We start from the raw sequence: 22,352 nt of genomic DNA, 5'->3' as shown, positions 1-22,352 counted from the left end.
CCCCCCCCCCCCCCCCCCGACACTGATCGCCGACGTCGCGACCAGGTACCCGCACGCGAGCCACGGGGAGCCGTGCGCGGCGCCGAGGAGCGCGGTCAGGATCAGCGGGGTGAGGCCCGAGGCCCAGATCCCCGAGAACTGGTACACCACCGACAGCCCGGTGTAGCGGACTCTGGTCGGGTACAGGCTGGCGAAGAACGTGCCCTGCGCGCCGTAGAACCAGGCGTGTACCACACCGAACACCACGACGAGGGCGACCGTGAACCACACGAGGTTCCCGCTGCCGAACAACGCGAACGCCGGGTAGACGAGGACGCCGTACGCGGCGATCCCGGTGAGGTACACCCGTTTCGGGCCGTGCCGGTCGGCGAGGACTCCCGACAGCGGCAGCAGGAGAGCCATCACGATCGCGGCGATGCCCACCGAGACCAGGACCGGAACCTTCGGCATGTCGAGGGTGCCGGTCGCGTACGTGATCGCAAAGACACCCCACGTGTTGAACGCGGCGCCTTCACCCCACCGCGCCAGCAGGCCGAGAATCGTATTGCGGGTGTGCGGCGGAAGGACGACCTCTTTCAGCGGAGCGGACGACTTCTTCGCCAGCCGGTCGACCTCGGTGAACTCGGGAGTCTCCTCGACCTTCAGTCGTACGACGAAGCCGATCACGACCAGCACGATGCTGATCAGGAACGCGATACGCCACCCGTACGCGATGAACGCGTCCTCGTCGAACACCGTCTGAAGTCCCGCGAACACGAGGGTGCCGAGCGCCAGGCCCACCGCGAGACCCACCTGCGGGATGGAACCGAACAGTCCGCGGCGACGTGCGGGCGAATGCTCCACGGCGAGCAGGACTGCGCCGGCCCATTCACCGCCCAGCGCGAAGCCCTGCACGATGCGCAGCACGAGCAGCAGGATCGGTGCGGCGACACCGATCTGCGCGAATGACGGCAGCACACCCATCAGGGCCGTCGCGACCCCCATCGTCACCATCGTCAGCGCGAGCGTGCGTTTCCGTCCGATCCGGTCGCCGATGTGGCCGAAGACCATGCCGCCGACCGGACGCATCACGAACCCGACCGCGAACGTCGCGAACGCGAGCATCGTGCCGACGAACGCACTCGTGTCGGGGTAGAAGACGTCGTTGAACACGATGCTGGCCGCCGTCGCGTACAGGAAGAAGTCGTACCATTCCACCGTGGTGCCGAGCATGCTGGCGAGGACCACATTGCGCAGACGCCGACTGTCGGGCGCGGGGCCAACGGGCGCAGTCGCCGCCGGGACAGAGGTCTCGTGGGGTTCGGTGACAGTCACCGCGGTGATGTTAGGAACGCGGCGTGACCCCGCACAGGTAAACAATCACGGTGGCGGAAACGTTGCATCCGCCCGCCCACAGCAATCGTTCAGCCTAGACTGAAGATTATGGCGAACCGGGACCACGCGAGGACCACGGCTGGCGAGATCAGAGTCGTGTTCAGCCGCCTCCGACGACGATTCCGCGAAGTCTCCCAGTTAGACGAGCTCACGCCGTCGCAGACCTCCGTGCTCAGTCGTCTCGTAGGCGCCGACGCGTCGTCGAGCGACCTCGCCGCGGCCGAGCGGGTGCGCCCGCAGTCGATGGCCGCCACCGTCGCCGTACTCGTCGGCCGGGGCTTCGTCGACCGCGCTCCCGACCCGAACGACGGTCGCCGGCAACTCCTCTCGCTGTCGGCGGCCGGCCGCGCATTCGTCGACGGAACGCGCCGCACCCGTGAGGAGTGGCTCACCCAGGCCGTCGCCGAACGACTCACCGACGCCGAACGCGAGACGGTCGACGCAGCGTTGCCGCTGCTGGCCCGGCTTGCCGAATGACGACAACCGCGAACAACGACAACCGCGAACGACGACAACTGCGAACGACAGGAGCCCTGATGCCGCTTACCCAGATCGATGAGAACTCCGCACTGGTCGTCATCGACCTTCAACGCAACATCGTCGGCATGCTCGGTGACGCCGCGCGCCCGACCGTGACGAACGCGGCGGCGCTCGCCGCCGACTTCCGTGCCGCGGGCCGGCCGGTGGTACTGGTGAACGTCGCGACCCGTCCGCCGGGCCGCACGGATGCGGGCACGAGCACCGCGGAGTTCGCTGCGGCAGACATCGTGATCGACGCAGCGCTCGGATCCGACGCCGCAGACATCAGGATCACCAAACGCGCCTGGGGTGCGTTCACGAACACCGATCTCGACGCACGACTCCGCGAACTCGGCGTCACCCAGATCGTCATGACCGGCATCTCGACGTCGATCGGCGTCGAGTCGACCGCCCGCAGCGCCTACGAGCTCGGCTATCACGTGGTCCTCGTCGAAGACGCGATGACCGATTCGCTTCCGGCCGCGCACGACTTCTCGGTCGCCACGATCTTCCCCAAGCTCGGCGAAGTGACGACCACCGCCGACATCGGCGCGAAACTCCACGGCTGACGCGCCGCGACCTACGATTACGAGCATGACCGGACTTCCGATGCGACTGATCGCGGCGCTCTGGGACGTCGACGCCGACGCCCTGCGCGGTGAACGCCTCCACGCGGCCCTGGCCGCACTCGGTGCGACCCGACTTCAGGTGAACGTCTGCGACGACGACGCTCGTGGCGGACTCGCGATGAACCACTTCGAACAGCCGATCGAGGCGGTCGTCGCCGTCACCGGCGGCGACAGCGCCGATGTGCTCGCGGCGCTCGGCGGCGTGGCCGGAACCGTGCAGGCGTGGCGGACCGCGCTGCGCGCCCCTCTCGACCCTGACCTGCCCGTCGGGGAGCGGGTCGACGCGCTCGCCAATGTCGCCTTCCTCCGCCGCCCCGACGACCTGGCGTACGACGAATGGCGACGCCGCTGGCTCGACGACCACACCCCGGTCGCGATCGACACGCAGGCGACGTTCGGCTACTACCAGAACATCGTCGCCGAGCCGCTGACCGACGACCCGACCGGTGTCGTCGCGATCGTCGAAGAACTCTTCCCGATGGAGGCGATCTCCGACGTCCACGCCTTCTACGGCAGCGGCGGCGACCGAGACGAGCTGAACCGTCGCATCACCGCGATGCTCGCGAGCGTCAGTCGGATCGGAGCAGAGAAGAACATAGATGTCGTGCCGACCTCCCGCTACGACTACCCCCTGAGCTGATTGCTCACGTCGACAGGTCGTTGATCCTCGCGACGGCCGTCACTATCGCGCACCGGCGGCGCTAGTCCACCGACGCAGCAACTAACCTATGAGGCGACAACCGAAATTCGGCCGCCCGTTGCCGGTGGCCCGTGTTGATTTGGAGTGAGAGTGAACCTCATCGGCGTGATCGGTGGCGGCACCATGGGTGCCGGTATCGCAGAAGTGTGTGCCAAGGCCGGGAGCGACGTGCTCGTCCTGGAGACCAAGCAGGAGTTCGCCGATGCGGCGAACGCACGGATCACCAAGTCCATCAGCCGAGGTGTGACCAAGGGCAAGATCTCGCAGGAGGACGCCGACGCCGCCATCGCGCGCGTCCGGGTCACGCTCGACGTCGCCGAGTTCGCCGACCGCGAACTGGTCATCGAGGCCGCCCCCGAGGTCGAGTCCATCAAGCACGATATCTTCGCCAAGCTCGACGAGGTCGTGAAGCCCGAGACCGTTCTCGCGACCAACACGTCGTCGATCCCGGTCATCAAGATCGCCGCCGAGACCAAGCGGCCCGAGCGTGTGGTCGGCGTCCACTTCTTCAACCCGGTCCCGGTGATGCCGCTCGTCGAGATCATCTCGACCCTGCTGACCTCGGACGAAACCGCTGCCGCCGTCACCGCCTACGCGGGCGACGTGCTCGGCAAGACCACGGTCCAGGCGGGCGACCGGTCGGGTTTCATCGTCAACGCTCTCCTCATCCCGTACCTCTGCCAGGCCATTCGCATGTACGACTCGGGGTACGCGACCGCCGAAGACATCGACGCAGCGATGAAGGGCGGCTGCGGCTACCCGATGGGCCCGCTGACCCTCTGCGACACAGTCGGTCTCGACATCTGTCTCGCTGCCGCCGAGTCGCTGTACGCCGAGTTCGCCGAGCCGCATTTCGCGCCGCCCGCGCTCCTGCGCCGCATGGTCGACGCGGGCCGCCTCGGACGCAAGAGCGGCCGCGGGTTCTACGACTACAGCTAGAACTGATCCTCTGACAGAACTTCGGCACTTTCTTTCGGCGTCACGCCGAAAGAAAGTGCCGAAATCATTTCACGCGTCGGCCTGCAGGCGGAGCCCGGCCAGTACGAGGTCCAGGCCCGCGCGGAACTGGTCCGCGTCGTCATGTGCCGCGAACTCGTCGACGATGTAGTGGACGAACGGATGCTCGTCGGGGTCGAGGGAGCGCCACTGGTCGGCGGCGCGCGCGATGAGCTCCTCGCCGGAGACGGTTCCGTTGCGCACCTCTGCCGGCACCTGTTGGCCCAGGTCGGTCGCGGTGCCGATGACGAATCCGAGCACCGCGGACACCCCGTGGAAGGTGTCGCGCGGGCTGAGGCCCAACCGCATCACGTGCCGACCAAGTGTCTCGTACATGCGCATGCCGTTCGGCTGAGTTCCGTTGTCGCGCATCAGGTATTGACCTAACCACGGCCGTTCGACGACGGCCGCGAACAAGGCGATCGCGACGGCGCGCAGATCGGTGATCGGATCGTCGGTGTCGGCGAACCCGTCGGTCTGGTCGACGACCTCGCCGAGGATGTGGTCGGTCGCGCGGTCGAGCAGTTCGTCCTTGTTGTCGACATACCAATAGATGCTCGCCACCCCGCCGCCGAGTCGGGCGGCGAGTGCGCGGAACGTCAGCGCGGTCTCGCCGGACTCGTCGAGCAGTGCGACGGTCTCGCCGATCACGGTCGCCATCGAATGCGATGCGCGGCGCCTGCCGTGGCGCGGTGCCGCCTGTGCTGTTCGCGGTGTCATCGAAACCTCCTCCTTGCACTCTATCGAACATCGTTCTAGTCTATGGAACATCGTTCGATAACCGAACGCTGTTCGATAGAGAGAGAGGGGATCCCATGGCTACCACCGTGCAGACCTCGACCCGCACGTATACCTCCCTGCGTGCCGCGTGGATTCCGATGTTCGCGCTGTGTCTGGCCTTCTTCGTGGAGATGGTCGACAACACGCTGCTGACGATCGCGCTGCCGACCATCGGCCGCGACCTCGGCAGCGGCACGACTGCCCTGCAATGGGTGACCGGCGCATACTCGCTGACCTTCGGCGGACTGCTACTGACCGCCGGGTCGATCGCCGACCGTTTCGGGCGACGGCGCGTCCTTCTGGTCGGTCTTGTCGCGTTCGGCGCGATCAGTCTCGCGGTCCTGGCGGTGTCGTCGACGGGGGAGTTGATCGCAGTGCGGGCCGCGCTCGGCGTGGCGGCGGCCGCGATGGCGCCGATCACCAACTCGCTCGTCTTCCGGCTCTTCAGCGATACTGCGCTCCGCATGCGTGCGATGACGGTGATGATCGTCGTCGGCATGAGCGGATTTGTCCTCGGGCCCGTGTTGGGCGGCACGATGCTCGCGCACGTCGGTTGGGAATGGCTGCTGCTGGTGAACGCGCCGATCGCGCTCATCGCGTGGGTCGGGGTCCGGGTCGGCGTGCAACCCGACCACACCGACGATCTGACCGATGATCGACTCGACCTGCCTGCGGCGGTGTTGAGCATTCTGGCCATCGGACTCGGCTGCTACACGCTGACCTCGGGAATCGACCACGGCTGGGTCTCGGCGTCGACGATGGGGGCCGCAGCCGGATCGGTTCTCGCGCTCGGGCTCTTCATCTGGCGCGAACTCCGCACTCCACAACCGATGCTCGACCTGCGGATCTTCGCCGACGGCACGGTGCGCGGCGCCGCCATCGCCCAGATCGCGACGTCGATCGCGATGGCCGGGGTGATGTTCGGACTGATCCTGCACTTCCAGTATGCGTACGGCTGGAGCCCGATGAAGGCCGGACTCGCCAACCTTCCGTTGATCCTCACGATGGTCCTGGGCACGCCCGTCTCCGAACACCTCGTGAAGAGGTTCGGACACCGGTTCGCGTGCGTGATCGGTGCGGTGCTTCTCGGCGGCTCGATGGCGGGCCTCGCGTGGGGCGTCGGTCACGGCTACCTCGCGATCGCGGTGTTCATGGTCACCCTGACGATCGGTCTGCGCACGGTGATGATCATCGGCGCAGTGGCGCTGATCGGCGCGATGGAGGAGAACCGCACGTCGATGGGCGCCGCGCTCAACGACACTGCGCAGGAGGTCGGGACGAGCGTCGGAACGGCGGTCGTCGGCACCCTCATCGCGGCGCTGGTCACGACGAGTCTGCCCGCGGGCGTCTGGAGCGGCGACCTCGTCGAGTCGTTCTTCCACGGCGAGCGGATCGCCTACGCGGTCCTCGCCGTTGTCGTCGGCGTGATCGCACTGTGGGGAGCGTCGACGCTCACGGACTCTCGGGAGACCGACGAGCACCAGTGAGCTCCCGCACGATCAACACGTGTCGTTCGAGGAACAGGCGTTCGTTGTGCTTCTTGCGTCGCATCCACGTCGTCAGCTCGGTGTTGCATTTGCTCGCGTTGCACGACCGACATGCGGGGACGACGTTCTCAAGCGTGTACCGGCCGCCGCGCGAGATGGGTTGCATGCAGTCCTTCTGCAGGCCGGGACCCGGCGCCGCGCAGTAGGCGCACCCGCCCCACGCGTCCTGCAGCGACATCCACTGCTCGTCGGTGAGGTCGTGTGTGCGGGCGGCCATCCGGGTCTTGCGGCGTCGGGCATAGCGGGCGGCGCGAGGACGTGGGGGCACGAGTGCAACCATATGTGCATGACCGCAACGCTCGTCGCGAAGGACGTCTCCGGCGGGTACGCGCACCGCGTCCTGTTCGATCACCTGGACTTGACTGTCGCGCCGGGCGACGTGGTCGGCGTCGTCGGCGCGAACGGCGCGGGGAAGTCGACGTTGCTGCGCATCCTGGCCGGCGAGCTGGCACCGCTGGCAGGCACGGTGTCGCGGTCGCCGTCGGACGCGTTCGTCGGCTGGCTTCCGCAGGAGCACGAGCGAGTGCCGGGGGAGACCGTCGGACAGTACGTCGCCCGCCGGACCGGGTGCGCGGCGGCGGAGCGGGCGATGGACGATGCGGCCGCGGCGCTGGCCGAGCCGGATGCGGCAGGCCCCGAAGATCCGAACGACGTGTACGCAGCGGCACTGGACCACTGGTTGGCGACCGGTGCGGCCGACCTCGACGAGCGGCTGCCGGAGGTGCTCGCGGGCCTCGGGTTCGTCCCCGGTGTCGTGGCGCCGGAATCGGCGTTGATGACCGGGCTGTCCGGCGGCCAGGCGGCGCGCGTCGGTCTGGCCGCGCTGCTGTGCTCGCGGTTCGACGTCGTCCTGCTCGACGAGCCGACGAATGACCTCGACCTGGACGGGCTCGATCGCCTCGAAGACATCGTCAGCGGGATGCGCGGCGGCGTGGTGCTCGTCAGTCATGATCGAGAGTTCTTGGCGCGCAGTGTGACCCGTGTCCTCGAATTGGATCTCGCGCAGCATACGAACACGGTCTTCGGTGGCGGTTACGACAGCTATCTTCACGAGCGCGCAGTCGCCCGCAAGCACCGGCGCGACGAGTACGAGGAGTACGCCGACCGTAAAGCCGACCTCGTCGCTCGTGCCCGCACGCAACGCGAATGGTCGAGCCAGGGGGTGCGCAACGCGATGCGCAAGAACCCCGACAACGACAAGGTCCGTCGCCGGGCGGCGTCCGAGTCGAGCGAGAAGCAGGCGCAGAAGGTGCGTCAGATGGAGAGTCGCATCGCCCGACTGGAGGAGGTCGTCGAACCACGCAAGGAGTGGGTGCTCGAGTTCACGATCGGGTCGGCGCCGCGATCGAGCTCGGTCGTGTCGACCCTCAACGAGGCGGTGGTGCGTCAGGGTGACTTCGTTCTGGGGCCGGTGTCACTGCAGGTCGATGCGGGCGAGCGGATCGGGATCACCGGACCGAACGGTGCGGGGAAGTCGACGCTGCTGCGGATGCTCCTCGGGCAGATCACCCCGGACGAGGGCACCGCGCAGCTCGGTGCGAGCGTGGCGATCGGGGAGATCGATCAGGCTCGCGGACTGTTCTCCGGCGCGGATCCGCTCGCCGAACGGTTCGAGCGACTCGTGTCGGAGTTCACGACCGCCGACGTCCGCACCCTGCTCGCCAAGTTCGGTCTGCGCGCCGACCACGTCGACCGCGCGGTCGACGATCTGTCGCCGGGGGAGCGCACACGCGCAGCCCTCGCGCTGCTGCAGGCACAGGGGACCAACGTCCTGGTGCTCGACGAGCCGACCAACCACCTCGACTTAGCCGCCATCGAACAGCTCGAGTCGGCATTGGCGTCGTACGACGGCGCACTCCTGTTGGTGACGCACGATCGACGGATGCTCGCGAACGTCGATGTCGATCAACGTTGGCGTGTGGAGGCCGGACGAGTCAGCCAGCTATGACCGGGGAGTGGACTCGGGGCGGGTCGCCGAGACTCACAGCATACGGACGACCATCGGCTCGGCGCCCGCGGTGCGCATCGGGGAGATCTTGACCGCCGAACCCGAGTAGGGGGCTTCGAGCATGGTGCCGTCGCCGAGGACCAGGGCCACGTGCGTGGTGCCGCCGGGGCCGTAGAAGATCATGTCGCCGCGCTTGGCCTCCGACAACGGGACCTGTGGGCCCGCTGTGTATTGGTAACCCGAGTACTTCGGCAGGTCGATGCCGACCCCGGCGAAGCCGTAGACCATCAGGCCTGAGCAGTCGAAACCCACCTTCTGGTAGTCGCCGTAGCTGTCGGCGACGCCGCCGTCGCGCACCCCGAGCGTCGGTCCGTTCGCGTCGCCGCCGCCCCACGAGTAGGGGACGCCCAGCTGAGACTTCATCCGGTTGACGACGACCTCGATCGCCTGCGGCCCGCGCAGCCCGGGGCGGATCGCACCGGGAGCGCCGCCCTGTCCACCGAACAGCGAGCCCAACGACCCGTTGCCGAGGCGGGTGAACGTGTTGTTGTCCCCCTGCTCGAACGGGCTGGTCCCGCCGATCCCGATCTCGTCGAGAAGTTTCGAGTGCGGGATCTGCTGCTGTCCGACGAGACTTGCGAGCAGTGCCTGTCCGGTGTCGGTGGCCAGTGTCGCGGCTGCCTCCGCGGCCTGAGCCAGCGCATCGTCGCCTTCGACGGGCTTGGCGGGAATCGCGTCGACTGCGCGCTCGAGCCCGTCGGTCACCTCCTTCGGCACTCCGGGGACGGCCGGCTGCTGCCGCTGCTCGCCGCGCTCCGGCGCGGTGGCAGCGGGCTTGCCGCGCAGTTTCGCGAGCCGGGTCGCGAGCGAGTCGCGTTGCTCGAGGAGGTCCGTGCGCTTGGTCTGTTGATCGCGCATCGCCGCCTGGGCAGCGCGGTACGCGGCGACGGCGTCGTCGCGCCGCGACTCCGCGTCCCGAGCGGTCGCGACGGTCTGTCGCTTGGTCACCTCGGTGGCGGCGACCCGGTTGGCCTGCTGGTTGCGTGCGACCTGGAGTTTGCGGATCACTCGCTGCTGCTGGCTGGTGACCCGGTCGACGGCCGACATCTGCTCGAGAACCTTGTCCGGGTCGTCGGACGCCACGTACTTCGTCATGGCGCCCCGGCTGCCGCCTTCGCGGTAGACGGATCGCACGAATGCGTCGAAGTCGCGTTGGGCGCGTTCGACCTCGCCGCCGACCTTAGCCAGCGACGACTTCGCGCCGCTGTTCGCTTCGACCGCTAACTGCCGGGCGGCCACCGCGTTCTGGAAGTCGACGAGCGACTTGTTCACATCGCCCTGTCTGGTCGCGACCGCGTCCGACAGGTTCGTCAACGTCTGGTCGACGTCGGCGATCTGATTGATCAACGACGCGACCGGGTTGGCCTTGGTCGGTTCGGCGATCGCGGGTCCGGCGGCGAGCGTTGCGGCCAGGGCCACTGCACCCGTCGCGCAACCGCGCGCAAACCATCGCGCACCGGAATCAACTCGCATCTGCCGTGAACTCCCTTAACATTCGTCCCCCTCGCAACACGAGTCGTCTTCTGCACCGTACGTCACAGTGACGCGTTGGGAAACCTGGGAGCGTTAATAACAGATGTGTAATTCTGCGGCAGCCTGGAATGTCGATCCGGCTTGCCGAGGGGAGCGCGCTACCGCTTGATGATCAGCCCGGACGCCGCCGCCAGCGAACCGCGTACGACGACGATCGGGCCGCCCGGCCGGGCCGGTGGGCCTGCCTTGTCCTTCGTGCTCGACCAGCCGGACTTCACCACCTCGTCGGCGCGGACCTCGTGGTCGGGTCCCAGACGCAGCTTGACGTTGGTCGCCGAGACCTGGACCTCGATCTCGATTGTCGGCGTCGTGAACACGGCTTGCCGGAAGTCGAGGTCGAACGTGCCCATCGACCCGGTGAGGATCAGTCTCGGCGGGACTTGCCAGGAACCCTTGCGGCGCACAGTCTCCCAGTCGGAGCTCAACGTGGTCGGGGCAGTCGGCGCTGCAGGGACGCCGGTCGCGGCCGGCGCGTCGGGGAACAGCATCGCGGCGTTGGGAAGGTCCGCGACCACCCCTCGCAGGTCGCCGCGGGTACGTGCGCCGTAGACGATGCCCGAGCGTTCCTCGAACTCGGGGATGTCGAGGTATCCGGTTGAGAACGCGTCGTTGAGAAAGCCGATGGCGCGTTCTCGTTCGGGGGTCCCGACTCGGACGTCGTCGTCACTGGCGCTCATGTGTCTCACCCTAAAGGAGTAGAACGCGCGCCCGTCGGCGTGACTGGCGGCTACGCTCAGACCATGGTGGACTGTAACGTGTGTCACTCGCCGATCCCGGTCGTCGTGTGGGGTACGGGGAACGTCGGCCGAGCGGCGATCCGGGCCGTCCACGCGCATCCCGATCTCGCCCTCGCAGCCGTGATAGTCGCGTCGGAGTCGAAGGTGGGGTGTGACGCGGGGCGGCTCGCCGACCTCCCCGTCGGTGTCGCAGGCGACCTCGGAGTGCGTGCCACCCGCGACGTCGACGCAGCCCTCGCGAGCCTCGGCGGCGGGGGCGCGCTCGTGTACGCGGCGTCGGGCGAACTGCGGCCGGACGAGGCGGTCGCCGACATCGTTCGAGCGCTCGCCGCAGGCGCCGTCGTCGTCAGCACCTCGGTGTACGCGCTCTATGACCATCACAGCGCACCACCGGAAGTGCGGGATCCCGTCGAGCAGGCGTGCGCCGCCGGCCGATCGGCACTGTTCGTCAGCGGGATCGACCCCGGGTGGGGCAACGATCTGCTTCCGGTTCTCGTCAGCGGGCTCGGCGCGCGTGTCGAGCAGATTCGGTGTCAGGAGATCTTCGACTACTCCACCTACGACGCCGAGGATTCCGTCCGCTACCTCGTCGGCATGGGGCAGCCGATGGACTACGAGCCCCCGATGGTCGGGGCAGGGGTGCCGACGATGGTCTGGGGCGGGCAGATCCGCCTCATCGCGCGGGCGCTCGGCGTTCGACTCGACGAGATCCGCGAAGTGGTCGATCGACAGCCGTTGACCGAACAGGTCACCACCGCCCTCGGCGACTTCGGCGAGGGGATGCAGGGAGCGTTGCGATTCGAAGTGCAGGGCGTCGTCGACGGTCGGGCGCTGATCGTCATCGAGCACGTCACCCGCATCGTCGCCGATGTCGCGCCCGACTGGCCGGCCCCGCCGGCAGGCGGCGACGGGGCACACCGCGTCGTCATCGAGGGCCGTCCGCGCATCGAGATCAACGTCGAGGCGACCGACGAGGACGGCAACCGGTCGGCGGGTGGCAATGCGACCGCGGCCGACCGCATCGTCAACGCGATTCCCTGGCTTCGCGACGCCGAACCGGGACTGTACGACGGACTCGAGGTTCCGCTCACGCCCTCCGTCTACCTCCGAACCCCACCCCCGATGCCCTGACCCGATGCTCTGACCCCCCGACACCCCGAAATCCTGACCTCCCACACCGACTCCAGGAGTTGACCGTGATCATCGACATTCCCGACGGTAAAGACCCCATCGGATACGTGTGGGGCGAGCTCGTTCCCGGTATCGGACCGGCCGCCGCGACGTTGGCGACCAGCGTCTACGAACACAGCACACTTGGACTCCGCGAGTTCGAGGCGGCGCGACTGCGCATCGCGCAGATCAACGGTTGTCTGTTCTGTCAGGACTGGCGTACCGAACGCGACGGGCAGAAGGTGGAGGACACCTTCGACGCCGCGGTCGAGCAGTGGCGCGTGACCGACGCTTTCGACGAGCGCACACGTCTGGCTGCCGAATACGCCGAACGGTACGCGCTCGACCACCACGGACTCGATGACGATTTCTGGACGCGGATGCGGGCCGCCTACGCAGACCGGGAGATCGTCGAACTGTCGATGTGTCTGGGCTCGTGGTTGGCGTTCGGCCGCCTCAACCGTGTGCTGGGTATCGACGCGGTGTGTGTCCTGCCCAGCCACGGGCCCACTGACTGAAGCCAGGTGCCCTCAGGCCTGGCTCGGGTGGAATCGCTTCACTCGGCGCAGCGTGTTCTCGTCGGTGTGGTGCATCGTGACGCCCGCCGCCGCTAGGCGCAGGACCAGATCGGATGTATAGCTGATCGTCTCGTCGTCGATGATCGTGAACGAACTCGTGAAGTCCTCGATCTCAGCACGCTCCATCAGATACTTGTTCTGCAGAATGCCGTATGACGGGTCGCCGGGCTTGGCGTTGAAGTGCAACTGGGTGTCGTGCGATCCGGCGTCGCTGCCCGCCAGGATCGCGATGCCGCGACCGAACACGACATTGCGCATCACCTGACCGTTCGCCTTGTCCCAGAGGAGGAAGCCGAACTCGTCGTGGAAGGGGTCCATCGCCTCCTCGCCGTGCCGCCACGCGGTCATCGAGTACTTCAGACCCCACAGCTTCTGCTGGCCGTTCTCCTGGATGGGGATCGGCGCGAACGACGCCTTTTCGAAGTACGACGTGCGGTCGGTGACGTCGTCGTCGTTGTGGTACGAGAGGTCGACGCCGACATCTCCCTCCCATTCGCCGACCAGCGGCGTGAGAGGGCCGAGCTTGCGCGGTCCGCGGATCTCGCCGACGGTGGCGTCTGCGGTGGTGGTCATGAGGTATCTCCAATCGTCAGGTCGGACGGCCGGTCGTGAGTCTTCGGCCATGGCCAGAAGGCATTCCAAACGCAAGTGTTGCATAACGCAAGACATGAATCAGGCGAACCGTGCGAGAGGTCTCACTCGGTCGATTCGCTTAGGCGAAGCCCCCGCCCGGGGTGTCAGAACGGCAGGTTGCGGCGCAGTTCGTCGCCCGACGTCGTGCCGTCGAGCGAGCGGTGCAGACTCCGCAGCGCGCGTGCGCACGCCGCGCGCTCCGCCGGGTCCAGGCTGCCGATGGCCTCGGACAGCTCCCGCCTGCGTCGGTCGGTGACCTCCTGGACGACCCGGCGGCCGACATCGGTCAACCGCAGGGTCACCGCGCTCCGGTTGGCGGGATCCGCGCCGCGCAGGAGGTGACCGGAGGCATCCAGCCGATCAGCGAGGCGGGTGACCGACGAACCGACGACACCGAGCGCTCGCGCGCACGCGACCGAACTCGACGGGCCGTGCTCATACAAGACCAGTAGCAGGCGGAACTGGGACAGCGAGACGTCGAGTCGTTCGACGCTGCGCAACGCGACGCCGACGAGATCGCGGGTGGCGGTCTCGAACGCGATCACCTCGTCGATCGGCGCCCGCGGGCGGTCCTCGTCCATTCCGCGAGTATTCCACGCGACGCGCCAGAGGAGTTCCTGTGTGCCGTTCCCAGGTTCGGTCCGTAGACTCCGGCGCGGGGCGGGGTCGTGGGGTGAACGAAGACTCGCGGAGGTGTCGAGAGTGGAGCAGACCGTCGAGGAGACGGAGCGTGTGAGGACCGGCGAAGGGCAGACCGTCGTCGGCGACGCACCGTCTGCTCCACCAATCACTGCACGACCGGCGACGTCCGAGAAACCGACGTCCGAGAAACCTGTGCCCCGCACGGGCGGCCGCGCGCTGACCGCCGACTTCGTGCGCGTCGTGCTGTTCGCAGGCGTTGTCATCGCGCACAGCGTCAGCGGCATCAACACCAGCCCGGACGTCCTGCGTTCGGCGCAACTCGTCGGCACCCTGCTGCACGTAACGCGCTACGGGTTCGTGGCGGTCACCCTGTTCGTCCTCGTGCTCAGCATGCGCGGACGGACGATGAGACCCGTCCAGTTCTGGCGGCGACGATTCGGCCTGATCGTCGCCCCGTACCTCGTGTGGACGGTCGTGTACGCGGTGTCCGACCACCTGTTGATCGCCGACGATCCGTTCCCGGGAGTCGGCCAGTTCTTCGAGGACCTCGGCTGGTCGGTCGTCGCAGGCACCGGCAAGTATCAGCTCTACTTCCTGCTCATCTCCATGCAGATCTACCTGTTCTTTCCGGTGATCTCGTGGATCCTCGAGCGGACGATCAGACACCCGTGGCTGGTGTTGGCGGGTGCGGCCGCAATTCAGATCTTGACGTTCGTGATCTACCAGTGGCTGCCTCGCCCCAGCGGTTCCGCATGGGATCAGGTGTACGAGCACGCGTGGAAGACACTGCCGATGTACACGTTGTTCGTGGCAATCGGCGGGCTCACCGCTCTGCACCTCGACCAGGTGCAGAGTTGGTTACGCGCCCACGTCGTCTCGGTCGTGAGCGCGTGCGTCCTCGGTACCGCGGCGAGCATTGCCGTCTATCTGTGGATGACCGAGCCGGGCGAGGTGCCGTGGCAGGCGACCACCCCGTGGAACCCGTCGTTGCTGCTGTGGCTGGTCAGCGGCGTCGTTCTGCTGTGGCTGGCGGCGATGGGGTGGGATGCACTCCGCGTCGGCGGCCGAAAGGTGGGGGCGCGGGCGGTCTCGTACGCGACGATCCGCGCGTTCGGCGTGTTCGCCGTCCACCCGTTGATCCTCGACATCCTCAACCGCGTCGGATTCACTCCTGACCTGTACGAGTGGTTCCCGAGGTCGGCGGCCACCCGCTCGACGGTCCTGGTGATCGTCGTGCTGGCGCTCTCGCTGATCGCCGTCGACCTGCTGTTGCGTACGCCCGCGGCCAAATGGCTTGTCGCCCGCGATCGCATCCCGCTACGGAGGAAGGCCGCGCTGCAGAAGAAGGCCCCGATGCAGAAGAAAGCCCCGATGCAGAAGAAAGCCCCGATGCAGAAGAAAGCACGGTAAGGATCGTGATCGTCGCCTTCTCTGTCGCCCCGTCCGGCCCTCCCGTCGATTCCGCAGTCGCGTCGTCTGCGGGCGATCGGGCGAGTGTCCACGAAGCGGTCGCCGCCGCAGTCCGGATCGTTCGCGAGTCCGGTTTGCCGAACCGGACGAGTTCCATGTTCACGGAGATCGAAGGCGAGTGGGACGAAGTGATGGACGTGGTTCGGCGCGCCACCGACGAGGTGGGCCGCTACGGTTCCCGGGTATCACTGGTGCTCAAGGCCGATATTCGGCCGGGGCACACCGGCGAGATCGACGGCAAACTCGAGCGCGTGGAGAAGGCGCTCGCGAAGGACGCGGACCAGCGCCCGGCGCACGACTCGTAGACAGTCAGATCGACCGGTATATCTGACGTGGTCGGCCGGTGCCGCCGTACTGCAGGCTCATGCCGAGTCGCCCCGCAGCGACGAGGTTCGCCAGATGCCTGCGCGCGGTGGGCGCGGCGACACCGATCCGTTGGGACACATCGTCGGCGAACAGTTCTGCTCCGTCGGTGAACAGGCCGAGGATCCGCTCCTCGGTCGGTGAGGTGATCGCGGTCCGGTCGGCGCTCCGCCCGCCGAACCGCACTGCTGCGAGCGCGTCGTCCACCTGCTTCTGGTCGACGGGCCCGCCCTCCAGGAGCCGACGGTAACGGGCGTACCCGGCTAGACGGCGCGCTAGTTCGGTGTCGTCGAACGGCTTGATCAGATAGGTCAACGCGCCGGACCGGGCGGCTCGTCGCACAGCGTCGCTGCTCGACTCGGCGCCCACCACGAAGCAGTCGCACGGCAGCTCCGCGACGAGGTCGATGCCCGAGCCGTCCGGCAGGTAGACGTCCACCAGTGCCAGATCAACAGCTCGTTCGGCAGCGACCGCGGCGCGGGCGTCTGCCACCGAGCCGGCCTGCGCGATGACGCGGAAGCCGGGCAGCGCGTCGACGATCGCCGCGTGCAGGCGCGCCACGCGGAAGTCGTCGTCGAGGATGAGCACACCGATCTCGGGGCCGCCGGTCATGTCAGGTCTCCTTCGGTCATCGCGTCGGGCAGGTCGGCCACGAAGACGGTACGCGACGACGTCCGGGGGCCACCGGGATCGGCGATGCGGACGTCCCCTCCGTAGCGTTGGCAGATCTGTCGGGCCAGCGCAAGCCCCATTCCGCGCCCGCCCGGCGCCGATCCGCCGCCTTTGGACGAGACCCCTTCGGCGAACACGTCGTCCGGGTCTTCGAAGGCGATGCCGTCGCCGGTGTCGGCGACGGTCACCCACAGCGTGGCGCCGTCGGTCAGCAGTTCCACCTCGACAGCGCCTGCCGGGCCCGTCGCGGCGGCGTCGACGGCGTTGTCGAGGAGGTTGCCGACCACTGTCGTCGCCGCGACTGACGACCTGAGCGTGCCCGCCACCCAGGTCTGCGGTCCGAGGGTGAGCGCGACACCGCGTTCGCGGGCGAGCACTGCTTTCGCGTCGAGGAAGGCGTGCAAATGGGGCTCGGCGATGTTCTCCAGCCCCGCCAGCCCGGACCGGCCTGCCGATCCGGTCACCTCGGCGAGGTAGGCGACGGCTTCGTCGATGTCTCCCTGCCGCAGGAGGCCGGCCAGCACGTGGAACCGGTTCGCCGTTTCGTGGCGTTGCGCACGCAGCGCCTCGCTCATGATGCGGACGGCGTCGAGTTCACGTGTCAGGTTCTCGATGTCGGTGCGGTCGATCACCGACAGCACCATGCCAAGGTCGCGACCGTCCGCGTCGACCCGGTGCGAACTCACGACGACCACGCGGTCGCCGACGGTCGCCGCGATCGGCTCGTGGTGTGGAGTCTGCAGTACCCGCCGGATGCGTGACGTGAGACCGAGATCGTCGACGCCGGTGTCCACCGGTGCGTCGACGTCGAGGAGTTCGCGTGCGCGGTCGTTGATCAGCCGTAGCCGCCCGCGTTCGTCGATGGCGAGGACTCCGTCGGCGAGCGAATGCAGGACGGCGCGTTGCTCGCCGACGAGGTCGACGAGGTCGTCCGGTTCGAGGCCGAGGGTCAGCCGCCGCCAGCGGCGGGCGATCAAGACTGACCCGACGACCCCGATTGCGAGTGCGGCCGTCGCGAGGCCGATGGTGACGACGATGTCGCGGTGGGTGGCGTCCGCGACGCGCTGCGTCGAGATTCCGGTGCTGACGAAGCCGATCAGCCTGCCCTGGTCGTCGCGCACCGGGGCTTTGCCTCGTACCGATTCGCCGAGGGTTCCGCGGTCGATGTTGATGACGTCCTCGCCGTCGAGCACCTGACTCGGGTCGGTGGACACGTGCTCGCCGATCTCGTCGGGGTCGGGGTGCGCGACCCGGATCCCGTCGGCGTTGGCGATCACCACGAACAGGACGCCGGTCCGCTGCGCGATGTCGACCGCCTCCCGTTGCAGGACGCCCGAGGCGAGTGTCGCCGCGTCGAGCTCGCGCCCCTGCAGTGTTCCGAGGATTCTGCGGACGTCGGGGTCGCCTGCGACGGCGCGGGAGACCGCGAGCGCGCGTTCGGCGTGTTCGGTCCGCATGTCGTCGTCCAGCTTGCTGATGTGCCAACCGAATCCGACGGCCAGGCTGACCACGAGCACGACGATCTGCAGCAGCAGGACCTGGGCGACCAACGACACACGCCCCGGTCGGTGGACGGGGCGCGTGTCGTTGGTCGCTCGCGGCATGGTGCCAGCGTAGGAGTCGCGTGGAGGGTTCAGAAGGGAATGGCTCCGACGAGGCAGCCGACCAGCAGCATCACCACGGACACGACGGCAGCCCGCCACAGCACCTTCTTGTGGTGGTCGGCCAGCGGCACGGCGGCTAGCGCGACGAGCAGGAGGATCGCAGGCACCAGAGGGCTCTGCATGTGGACGGGCTGCCCGGTGATCGATGCGCGCGCCATCTCCGCCGGATCGATACCGTATTTCGATGCGGTCTCGGTGAGGACCGGCATCACCCCGAAATAGAAGGCGTCATTGCTCATTAGGAATGTCAGCGGGATCGACAGGACGCCCGCGACGATCGCCATGTGCGGGCCCATCGCGTCGGGGATGGCTCCGGTCAGCCAGCGGGCGAGGGCATCGACCATGCCCGTTCCGGCGAAGACACCGGTGAGCACCGCCGCGGCCAAGACCATGGCGACGACCGACACGATCGACGACGAGTGCCGGACGATCGCCTCCTGCTGATCCTTGAGCTGTGGGAAGTTGATGATCAGTGCGAGACCGGCCGCGATCATGAACAGGACCGGGATCGCGATGATGTCGGCGCCGAGCACGGCGAGGAGTCCGACGGTGAGCGCCGCGTTGACCCACAGGAGCTTCGGTCGGAGCGTCGGCCGTGTGGGATCGAGGACGCCGCCGAACGCGCTGTTCCTGTCCCCGTCGCTATCGCTTTCGTCGGCGGAGCCCGACGGGCGCGGAGGGACGTCGTCGCCGGCGGGCGGCAGGTCGCTGCCGCCGGTCGACACGGATGCTGTGGCCGAGGCGTGGACGGATGACGCGAGGACGGAGGGGGCGATCTCGATGCGGCCGATCCGGCGTCGCTCCATGATCCCGAGGTGGTAGGCGAACGCCAACACCACGATCATGCCTGCGACCAGCGAGGGGATCATAGGGACGAAGACGTCGGAGGCGTCGATGTTGAGGGCTGCCGCCGAGCGGGCGGTGGGGCCGCCCCACGGCAGAATGTTCATGGTGCCGTTGGCCAGGCCAGCGGTGACCGTCAGGACCACCGGGCTGACGCCGAGCTTCAGGTACAGCGGCAGGAGTGCGGACGTGACGATGATGAACGTCGTCGACCCGTCACCGTCGAGGGAGACGACGGCGGCGAGCACCCCGGTGCCGACGACCAGACGGGCCGGGTCGTTCCCGACGAGGCGGACGACGGCCCGCACGATCGGATCGAACAGGCCGATGTCGATCATGATCCCGAAGAAGACGATCGCGAAGAACAGCATTGCCGCGGTCGGTGCGAGATCCTTGATCCCGTCGGAGATCATGTCGCTGATGCCCAGACCCGCGCCTGCGAACAGGCCGAAGGCGGTGGGGACCAGGATGAGCGCGACGACCGGCGTCGCGCGCTTGGTCATGATCAGAAACATGAACACGGCCACCATCGCCAGGCCGAGGACTACAAGCATCGTCGTCTCGATTCACTCGTGCCTTCCACCGGATTGTGGTTTGGCGTCGTGAACGAGTCTCGGAGTAGTCCACGTCACAGTCACGCTTGTGCGCGTAACTAGCGTTTCGATCGTTTCGCGCGTCGGCGCGGCGGTCAGCCCTGTCGGCCTTTGAAGCGGGGGTTCTTCTTGTTGATGACGAATGTGCGACCGCGTCGTCGGACGATCTGGGCGCCGGGCTGATTCTTGAGCGACTTGAGTGAGTTCCGAACCTTCATGCCGCCAGAGTATCGGTAATGAAAATCATTAACAAAAGAGCGGTCGGCGCCGGGGACGGTCGGCAACCGACTGTACGTTCGGCAATAGACTGGGCGGACCATCCCCGGACTCCCGGGTGCCCTGCCGATGAGAGGTGCATGCGCCGTGCCCGAACCCGCCGCCGATATAGGACTCGTGGTCTGCGACATGGACGGCACGCTGCTCGACGCCGACGGTCTCGTGCCCGAGGGGTTCTGGCCGCTCCTGCACGAGATGACCGCGCGGGGCATCGCCTTCGTTCCGGCCAGCGGCCGCCAATACCAGAGTCTGGTTCGCCTGTTCGACCGGTTCCCCGGAACGCTGTCGTACGTCGCGGAGAACGGGGCCGTCGCCGTCCGCGAGGGCGAACTGCTGCATGCGGCCGCGATGGATCCCGACTTCGTGCGATGTGCGGTCCTCGCGGTTCGCGCCGCGAACGACGACGGCGCTCGGCTCCGTGCGATCGCGTGCCGCGCGGACGGTGCGTCCATCGAATCGGCCGACCCCGAGTTCGCCGCCCACGCCGCCACCTATTGCGCGGTGCTGCATCAGGTCGACGATCTGACCGCCGACACCGACGGTGTCGTCAAGATCGCCGTCTACGACTTCGACGACGCGGCGGCGACCGCGAACGGCGTCCTCGCCCACCTCGGTGACGACCACGCGCTCGTGGTCTCGGGCGCGCACTGGCTCGACATCACTGGGCGCGGCGTGCACAAGGGTGTCGGCGTCCGCCGGTTGCAAGAGCATTTCGGAGTGAGCGCCGCGCGGACCGTCGTCTTCGGCGACTACCTCAACGATCTCGAGATGCTCGACGCGGCGGACCTCTCCTACGCGATGGACAACGCGCACCCCGAGGTGGCCGCTCGCGCCCGCTTCCGTGCGCCGTCGAACGTCGAGCACGGTGTGGTCACCGTGTTGAGCGAACTCCTCGGATGAGTAGGGTGCACAGGCATGACCGCTGAGAACCCCGTCGCCGACGATGATCTGGCCGCCCGGCTGCTCGACGCACACGTCGAGTTCATGTGCGGTCAGGTCACCGATCCGGAGGAGTTCGCCGCACTGGTGCACGAGGAGATCACCCACGCCCTCGACGACGCCGCGCACATCACCCTGTCTGAAGCGGTGTCGCGGGACCTCATCAAGGCCGTCGCGCACAAGTACGCGGTCGCGTTCCCGGTGGAGGGCGCGATCCCCGAGCTCGTCGGTCGGGTCGCGGCGCGGCTGTACCACGACTCCGCGACCGACGACGTCGTCCTGGCCGAACTGATCGGTCGGAAGCACGCCGACGACCTGACCGACGACATTGCGCAGCTCGGCCTGTCGCGCAGGCTGGTGGAGCGAGTGCTCGACTCGCCCGACACCGTCGACACCGTCGTCGAAGCCGTCCAGCGGTCCGTCGACTCCTCACGCCTGCCGCAGAGCCTGCGCCGGTACGTCGACGGCGCGGTGGAGTCGGTGACCCGTCGGGCAGCGTCGTTCGTATTGCGTGCCAACAGATCCGAATCGGATGAGCTGCTCGCGGACACGATGCGCGAGCTCTCGCGGGCTGCCGCCGCGCCGGGCGCCGGCGCACTCGGTTCGCTCGTCGAACCCGGTGACGTGGAAGACGTCGTCGTCCTGGTCTTCGAGTTCTGGCGCCTCTTCCGCGAGACCGACTACTTCGCTCGGCTCCTCGCCGATGGCGTCGACGAGGTCTTCGACACCTACGGCGACACGTCGCTCGCGGACCTCCTGGCCGACCTCGGGATCGGCTACGACGACCTCATCGAGGAAGCGCACCGATTCGGTCCGCCGGTCATCGCCGAGATCAACCGCCGGGGCTTCCTGGAGGCCGCACTGCGACGACGTCTCGCGCCGTTCTATGCCTCGCGCGCGTTCACCGAGGCGCTACAGCACCTGTGAAAGGAAGGCACGCAGCCGATCGCTCTGGGCGTCTTCGAACAGTTTCTCGGGGGCGCCGGTCTCGACGACGGACCCTTCGTCCATGAAGACGACGTTGTCGGCGACGTCGCGCGCATACCCCATCTCGTGGGTTACGACGATCATCGTCATACCCTCCGTCGACAGTTCGGCCATCAGGGCGAGGACGCCCTTGACGAGTTCGGGGTCGAGCGCGCTCGTCGCTTCGTCGAAGAACATGATCTCGGGTTTCATCGCCAAGGCCCGCGCGATCGCGACACGCTGCTGCTGACCGCCCGACAGCGTGGACGGCCGGACGTCGGCTTTGTGTTTGAGTCCGACGGCGTCGAGCTGGGTGAGCGCCAGCTGGTGGGCCTCGTCCTTGCTCAAGCCGCGCAGTTTGCGGGGCGCCAGAGCCACGTTCTGTGCGACGGTCTTGTGCGGGAACAGATTGAACTGCTGGAAGACCATGCCGATTCGGCGTCGGAGTTCGTCCGGGTTGTCGCCGAGGACCGAGCGGCCATCGATGAGGATGTCTCCCTGCTGCGGCTCGTGGAGACGGTTCAGCACGCGAAGCAGCGTCGACTTGCCCGAACCGGATGGCCCGATGACTGTCGTCGTGGTTCCTGCATCCACCTGGATGTCGACGCCGCGCAGCACATGATTGTCACCGAACGAAAGGTGCAGGTCGGTGCCGGTCAACGAGATCGCGGAATCGCTGCTGACCAGAGGGTGGTCGACCGGTGGGGTAGGAGTGCTCAT

24 protein-coding genes are annotated in these 22,352 nt (G+C 67.6%); 12 read left to right on the top strand and 12 right to left on the bottom strand.

What is annotated here, in order from left to right; all coding sequences use genetic code 11:
* Positions 1-1,314 (bottom strand): MFS transporter (locus L5G33_RS17230; protein ID WP_236999385.1); only part of this gene is annotated, 1,314 nt, incomplete at its 3' end.
* A gap of 108 nt (positions 1,315-1,422) precedes the next feature.
* Between L5G33_RS17230 and L5G33_RS17225 the strand changes: the two genes are divergently transcribed.
* The 4 genes from L5G33_RS17225 (at position 1,423) to L5G33_RS17210 (ending at position 4,161) form a co-directional block, all read left to right on the top strand.
* Positions 1,423-1,851 (top strand): MarR family winged helix-turn-helix transcriptional regulator, encoded by a 429-nt coding sequence (locus L5G33_RS17225; protein ID WP_236999384.1) that lies wholly within the window; start codon positions 1,423-1,425, stop codon positions 1,849-1,851.
* A gap of 59 nt (positions 1,852-1,910) precedes the next feature.
* Positions 1,911-2,462 (top strand): isochorismatase family protein, encoded by a 552-nt coding sequence (locus tag L5G33_RS17220; protein ID WP_236999383.1) that lies wholly within the window; start codon positions 1,911-1,913, stop codon positions 2,460-2,462.
* Positions 2,463-2,487: 25 nt separating this feature from the next.
* Positions 2,488-3,162: a hypothetical protein gene (locus L5G33_RS17215; protein ID WP_236999382.1), complete on the top strand. Its 675-nt coding sequence runs from the start codon at positions 2,488-2,490 to the stop codon at positions 3,160-3,162.
* A gap of 150 nt (positions 3,163-3,312) precedes the next feature.
* Positions 3,313-4,161, top strand: a complete 849-nt coding sequence (locus L5G33_RS17210) for a 3-hydroxybutyryl-CoA dehydrogenase (protein WP_236999381.1) — start codon at positions 3,313-3,315, stop codon at positions 4,159-4,161.
* Between the two features lie 69 nt (positions 4,162-4,230).
* Here L5G33_RS17210 and L5G33_RS17205 read toward each other — a convergent pair whose 3' ends face one another.
* Positions 4,231-4,938 carry a TetR/AcrR family transcriptional regulator gene (locus L5G33_RS17205; protein ID WP_236999380.1) on the bottom strand — a complete coding sequence of 236 codons (708 nt, stop codon included), beginning with the start codon at positions 4,936-4,938 and terminating at the stop codon, positions 4,231-4,233.
* 95 nt (positions 4,939-5,033) lie between these two features.
* Here L5G33_RS17205 and L5G33_RS17200 point away from each other — a divergent pair, with 95 nt between their 5' ends.
* Positions 5,034-6,485, top strand: a complete 1,452-nt coding sequence (locus tag L5G33_RS17200) for an MFS transporter (RefSeq protein WP_236999379.1) — start codon at positions 5,034-5,036, stop codon at positions 6,483-6,485.
* Here the strand turns inward: L5G33_RS17200 and L5G33_RS17195 are convergent.
* Entirely contained in the window at positions 6,451-6,825 is a 375-nt protein-coding gene (locus tag L5G33_RS17195; RefSeq protein WP_236999378.1) for an HNH endonuclease, read from the bottom strand. The genes L5G33_RS17200 and L5G33_RS17195 overlap by 35 nt on opposite strands.
* 6 nt (positions 6,826-6,831) lie before the next feature.
* Between L5G33_RS17195 and L5G33_RS17190 the strand changes: the two genes are divergently transcribed.
* Entirely contained in the window at positions 6,832-8,493 is a 1,662-nt protein-coding gene (locus L5G33_RS17190; RefSeq protein ID WP_236999377.1) for an ABC-F family ATP-binding cassette domain-containing protein, read from the top strand.
* 33 nt (positions 8,494-8,526) lie between these two features.
* Here the strand turns inward: L5G33_RS17190 and L5G33_RS17185 are convergent, their stop codons facing one another.
* Positions 8,527-10,026, bottom strand: coding sequence for an NlpC/P60 family protein (locus L5G33_RS17185; RefSeq protein ID WP_236999376.1), 1,500 nt, complete (start codon positions 10,024-10,026; stop codon positions 8,527-8,529).
* A gap of 158 nt (positions 10,027-10,184) precedes the next feature.
* Entirely contained in the window at positions 10,185-10,763 is a 579-nt protein-coding gene (locus L5G33_RS17180; protein WP_236999375.1) for a DUF1707 SHOCT-like domain-containing protein, read from the bottom strand.
* 63 nt (positions 10,764-10,826) lie between these two features.
* On the opposite strand from L5G33_RS17180, the gene L5G33_RS17175 reads away from it, so the two are divergent.
* Both L5G33_RS17175 and L5G33_RS17170 read left to right on the top strand, forming a co-directional pair.
* Positions 10,827-11,954: an NAD(P)H-dependent amine dehydrogenase family protein gene (locus L5G33_RS17175; RefSeq protein WP_236999374.1), complete on the top strand. Its 1,128-nt coding sequence runs from the start codon at positions 10,827-10,829 to the stop codon at positions 11,952-11,954.
* Between the two features lie 65 nt (positions 11,955-12,019).
* Positions 12,020-12,511: a carboxymuconolactone decarboxylase family protein gene (locus L5G33_RS17170; protein ID WP_236999373.1), complete on the top strand. Its 492-nt coding sequence runs from the start codon at positions 12,020-12,022 to the stop codon at positions 12,509-12,511.
* A gap of 12 nt (positions 12,512-12,523) precedes the next feature.
* Here L5G33_RS17170 and L5G33_RS17165 read toward each other — a convergent pair whose 3' ends face one another.
* Together L5G33_RS17165 and L5G33_RS17160 are read right to left on the bottom strand one after the other, a co-directional pair.
* Entirely contained in the window at positions 12,524-13,144 is a 621-nt protein-coding gene (locus tag L5G33_RS17165; protein ID WP_236999372.1) for a heme-binding beta-barrel domain-containing protein, read from the bottom strand.
* Between the two features lie 164 nt (positions 13,145-13,308).
* Positions 13,309-13,785 carry a MarR family winged helix-turn-helix transcriptional regulator gene (locus L5G33_RS17160; protein ID WP_236999371.1) on the bottom strand — a complete coding sequence of 159 codons (477 nt, stop codon included), beginning with the start codon at positions 13,783-13,785 and terminating at the stop codon, positions 13,309-13,311.
* A gap of 121 nt (positions 13,786-13,906) precedes the next feature.
* Here L5G33_RS17160 and L5G33_RS17155 point away from each other — a divergent pair, with 121 nt between their 5' ends.
* Together L5G33_RS17155 and L5G33_RS17150 are read left to right on the top strand one after the other, a co-directional pair.
* Positions 13,907-15,256 carry an acyltransferase gene (locus L5G33_RS17155; RefSeq protein ID WP_372476930.1) on the top strand — a complete coding sequence of 450 codons (1,350 nt, stop codon included), beginning with the start codon at positions 13,907-13,909 and terminating at the stop codon, positions 15,254-15,256.
* A gap of 5 nt (positions 15,257-15,261) precedes the next feature.
* A complete protein-coding gene (locus L5G33_RS17150; RefSeq protein WP_236999370.1) occupies positions 15,262-15,621 on the top strand; it encodes a thiamine-binding protein in 360 nt (119 codons plus the stop codon).
* 4 nt (positions 15,622-15,625) lie between these two features.
* Here L5G33_RS17150 and L5G33_RS17145 read toward each other — a convergent pair whose 3' ends face one another.
* The 4 genes from L5G33_RS17145 to ykgO all read right to left on the bottom strand — a co-directional run bounded on the left by L5G33_RS17145 (position 15,626) and on the right by ykgO (position 19,669).
* Positions 15,626-16,291 (bottom strand): response regulator, encoded by a 666-nt coding sequence (locus L5G33_RS17145; RefSeq protein WP_236999369.1) that lies wholly within the window; start codon positions 16,289-16,291, stop codon positions 15,626-15,628.
* The gene (locus L5G33_RS17140) at positions 16,288-17,955 is read right to left on the bottom strand and encodes an ATP-binding protein (protein WP_236999368.1); all 1,668 of its coding nucleotides are present in this window, start codon (positions 17,953-17,955) and stop codon (positions 16,288-16,290) included. The genes L5G33_RS17145 and L5G33_RS17140 overlap by 4 nt, the downstream gene beginning before the upstream one ends.
* A 29-nt stretch (positions 17,956-17,984) precedes the next feature.
* Positions 17,985-19,412, bottom strand: a complete 1,428-nt coding sequence (locus L5G33_RS17135; RefSeq protein WP_236999367.1) for a CitMHS family transporter — start codon at positions 19,410-19,412, stop codon at positions 17,985-17,987.
* A gap of 134 nt (positions 19,413-19,546) precedes the next feature.
* Entirely contained in the window at positions 19,547-19,669 is a 123-nt protein-coding gene (ykgO, locus tag L5G33_RS17130; RefSeq protein WP_236999366.1) for a type B 50S ribosomal protein L36, read from the bottom strand.
* A 145-nt stretch (positions 19,670-19,814) separates the two neighbouring features.
* Between ykgO and L5G33_RS17125 the strand changes: the two genes are divergently transcribed.
* On the top strand, positions 19,815-20,627 hold the full coding sequence (locus tag L5G33_RS17125) for a Cof-type HAD-IIB family hydrolase (RefSeq protein ID WP_236999365.1): 813 nt from the start codon (positions 19,815-19,817) through the stop codon (positions 20,625-20,627).
* Between the two features lie 15 nt (positions 20,628-20,642).
* Complete coding sequence (locus L5G33_RS17120) at positions 20,643-21,593, top strand: hypothetical protein (protein ID WP_236999364.1); 951 nt, start codon at positions 20,643-20,645, stop codon at positions 21,591-21,593.
* Here L5G33_RS17120 and L5G33_RS17115 read toward each other — a convergent pair.
* On the bottom strand, positions 21,579-22,352 hold the full coding sequence (locus tag L5G33_RS17115) for an amino acid ABC transporter ATP-binding protein (RefSeq protein WP_236999363.1): 774 nt from the start codon (positions 22,350-22,352) through the stop codon (positions 21,579-21,581). The two genes, L5G33_RS17120 and L5G33_RS17115, sit on opposite strands and share 15 nt — an antisense overlap.

The sequence above is a fragment of the Gordonia liuliyuniae genome, assembly GCF_021738805.1.
Taxonomy (GTDB): domain Bacteria; phylum Actinomycetota; class Actinomycetes; order Mycobacteriales; family Mycobacteriaceae; genus Gordonia; species Gordonia liuliyuniae.
The sequence above is the reverse complement of the archived record's forward strand: the minus strand, read 5'-3'. Positions and strand labels throughout refer to the sequence as shown.

Excerpts from the sequence above, each read along its gene's own strand:
- ykgO (WP_236999366.1), bottom strand. The coding sequence starts at position 19,669 with ATGAAGGTTCGGAACTCACTCAAGTCGCTCAAGAATCAGCCCGGCGCC.
- L5G33_RS17140 (WP_236999368.1), bottom strand. The coding sequence starts at position 17,955 with ATGCCGCGAGCGACCAACGACACGCGCCCCGTCCACCGACCGGGGCGT.
- L5G33_RS17175 (WP_236999374.1), top strand. The coding sequence starts at position 10,827 with ATGGTGGACTGTAACGTGTGTCACTCGCCGATCCCGGTCGTCGTGTGG.
- L5G33_RS17135 (WP_236999367.1), bottom strand. The coding sequence starts at position 19,412 with ATGCTTGTAGTCCTCGGCCTGGCGATGGTGGCCGTGTTCATGTTTCTG.
- L5G33_RS17180 (WP_236999375.1), bottom strand. The coding sequence starts at position 10,763 with ATGAGCGCCAGTGACGACGACGTCCGAGTCGGGACCCCCGAACGAGAA.
- L5G33_RS17165 (WP_236999372.1), bottom strand. The coding sequence starts at position 13,144 with ATGACCACCACCGCAGACGCCACCGTCGGCGAGATCCGCGGACCGCGC.
- L5G33_RS17220 (WP_236999383.1), top strand. The coding sequence starts at position 1,911 with ATGCCGCTTACCCAGATCGATGAGAACTCCGCACTGGTCGTCATCGAC.
- L5G33_RS17205 (WP_236999380.1), bottom strand. The coding sequence starts at position 4,938 with ATGACACCGCGAACAGCACAGGCGGCACCGCGCCACGGCAGGCGCCGC.
- L5G33_RS17145 (WP_236999369.1), bottom strand. The coding sequence starts at position 16,291 with ATGACCGGCGGCCCCGAGATCGGTGTGCTCATCCTCGACGACGACTTC.
- L5G33_RS17225 (WP_236999384.1), top strand. The coding sequence starts at position 1,423 with ATGGCGAACCGGGACCACGCGAGGACCACGGCTGGCGAGATCAGAGTC.
- L5G33_RS17190 (WP_236999377.1), top strand. The coding sequence starts at position 6,832 with ATGACCGCAACGCTCGTCGCGAAGGACGTCTCCGGCGGGTACGCGCAC.
- L5G33_RS17160 (WP_236999371.1), bottom strand. The coding sequence starts at position 13,785 with ATGGACGAGGACCGCCCGCGGGCGCCGATCGACGAGGTGATCGCGTTC.
- L5G33_RS17215 (WP_236999382.1), top strand. The coding sequence starts at position 2,488 with ATGACCGGACTTCCGATGCGACTGATCGCGGCGCTCTGGGACGTCGAC.
- L5G33_RS17120 (WP_236999364.1), top strand. The coding sequence starts at position 20,643 with ATGACCGCTGAGAACCCCGTCGCCGACGATGATCTGGCCGCCCGGCTG.
- L5G33_RS17200 (WP_236999379.1), top strand. The coding sequence starts at position 5,034 with ATGGCTACCACCGTGCAGACCTCGACCCGCACGTATACCTCCCTGCGT.
- L5G33_RS17195 (WP_236999378.1), bottom strand. The coding sequence starts at position 6,825 with ATGGTTGCACTCGTGCCCCCACGTCCTCGCGCCGCCCGCTATGCCCGA.
- L5G33_RS17115 (WP_236999363.1), bottom strand. The coding sequence starts at position 22,352 with ATGAGCACTCCTACCCCACCGGTCGACCACCCTCTGGTCAGCAGCGAT.
- L5G33_RS17185 (WP_236999376.1), bottom strand. The coding sequence starts at position 10,026 with ATGCGAGTTGATTCCGGTGCGCGATGGTTTGCGCGCGGTTGCGCGACG.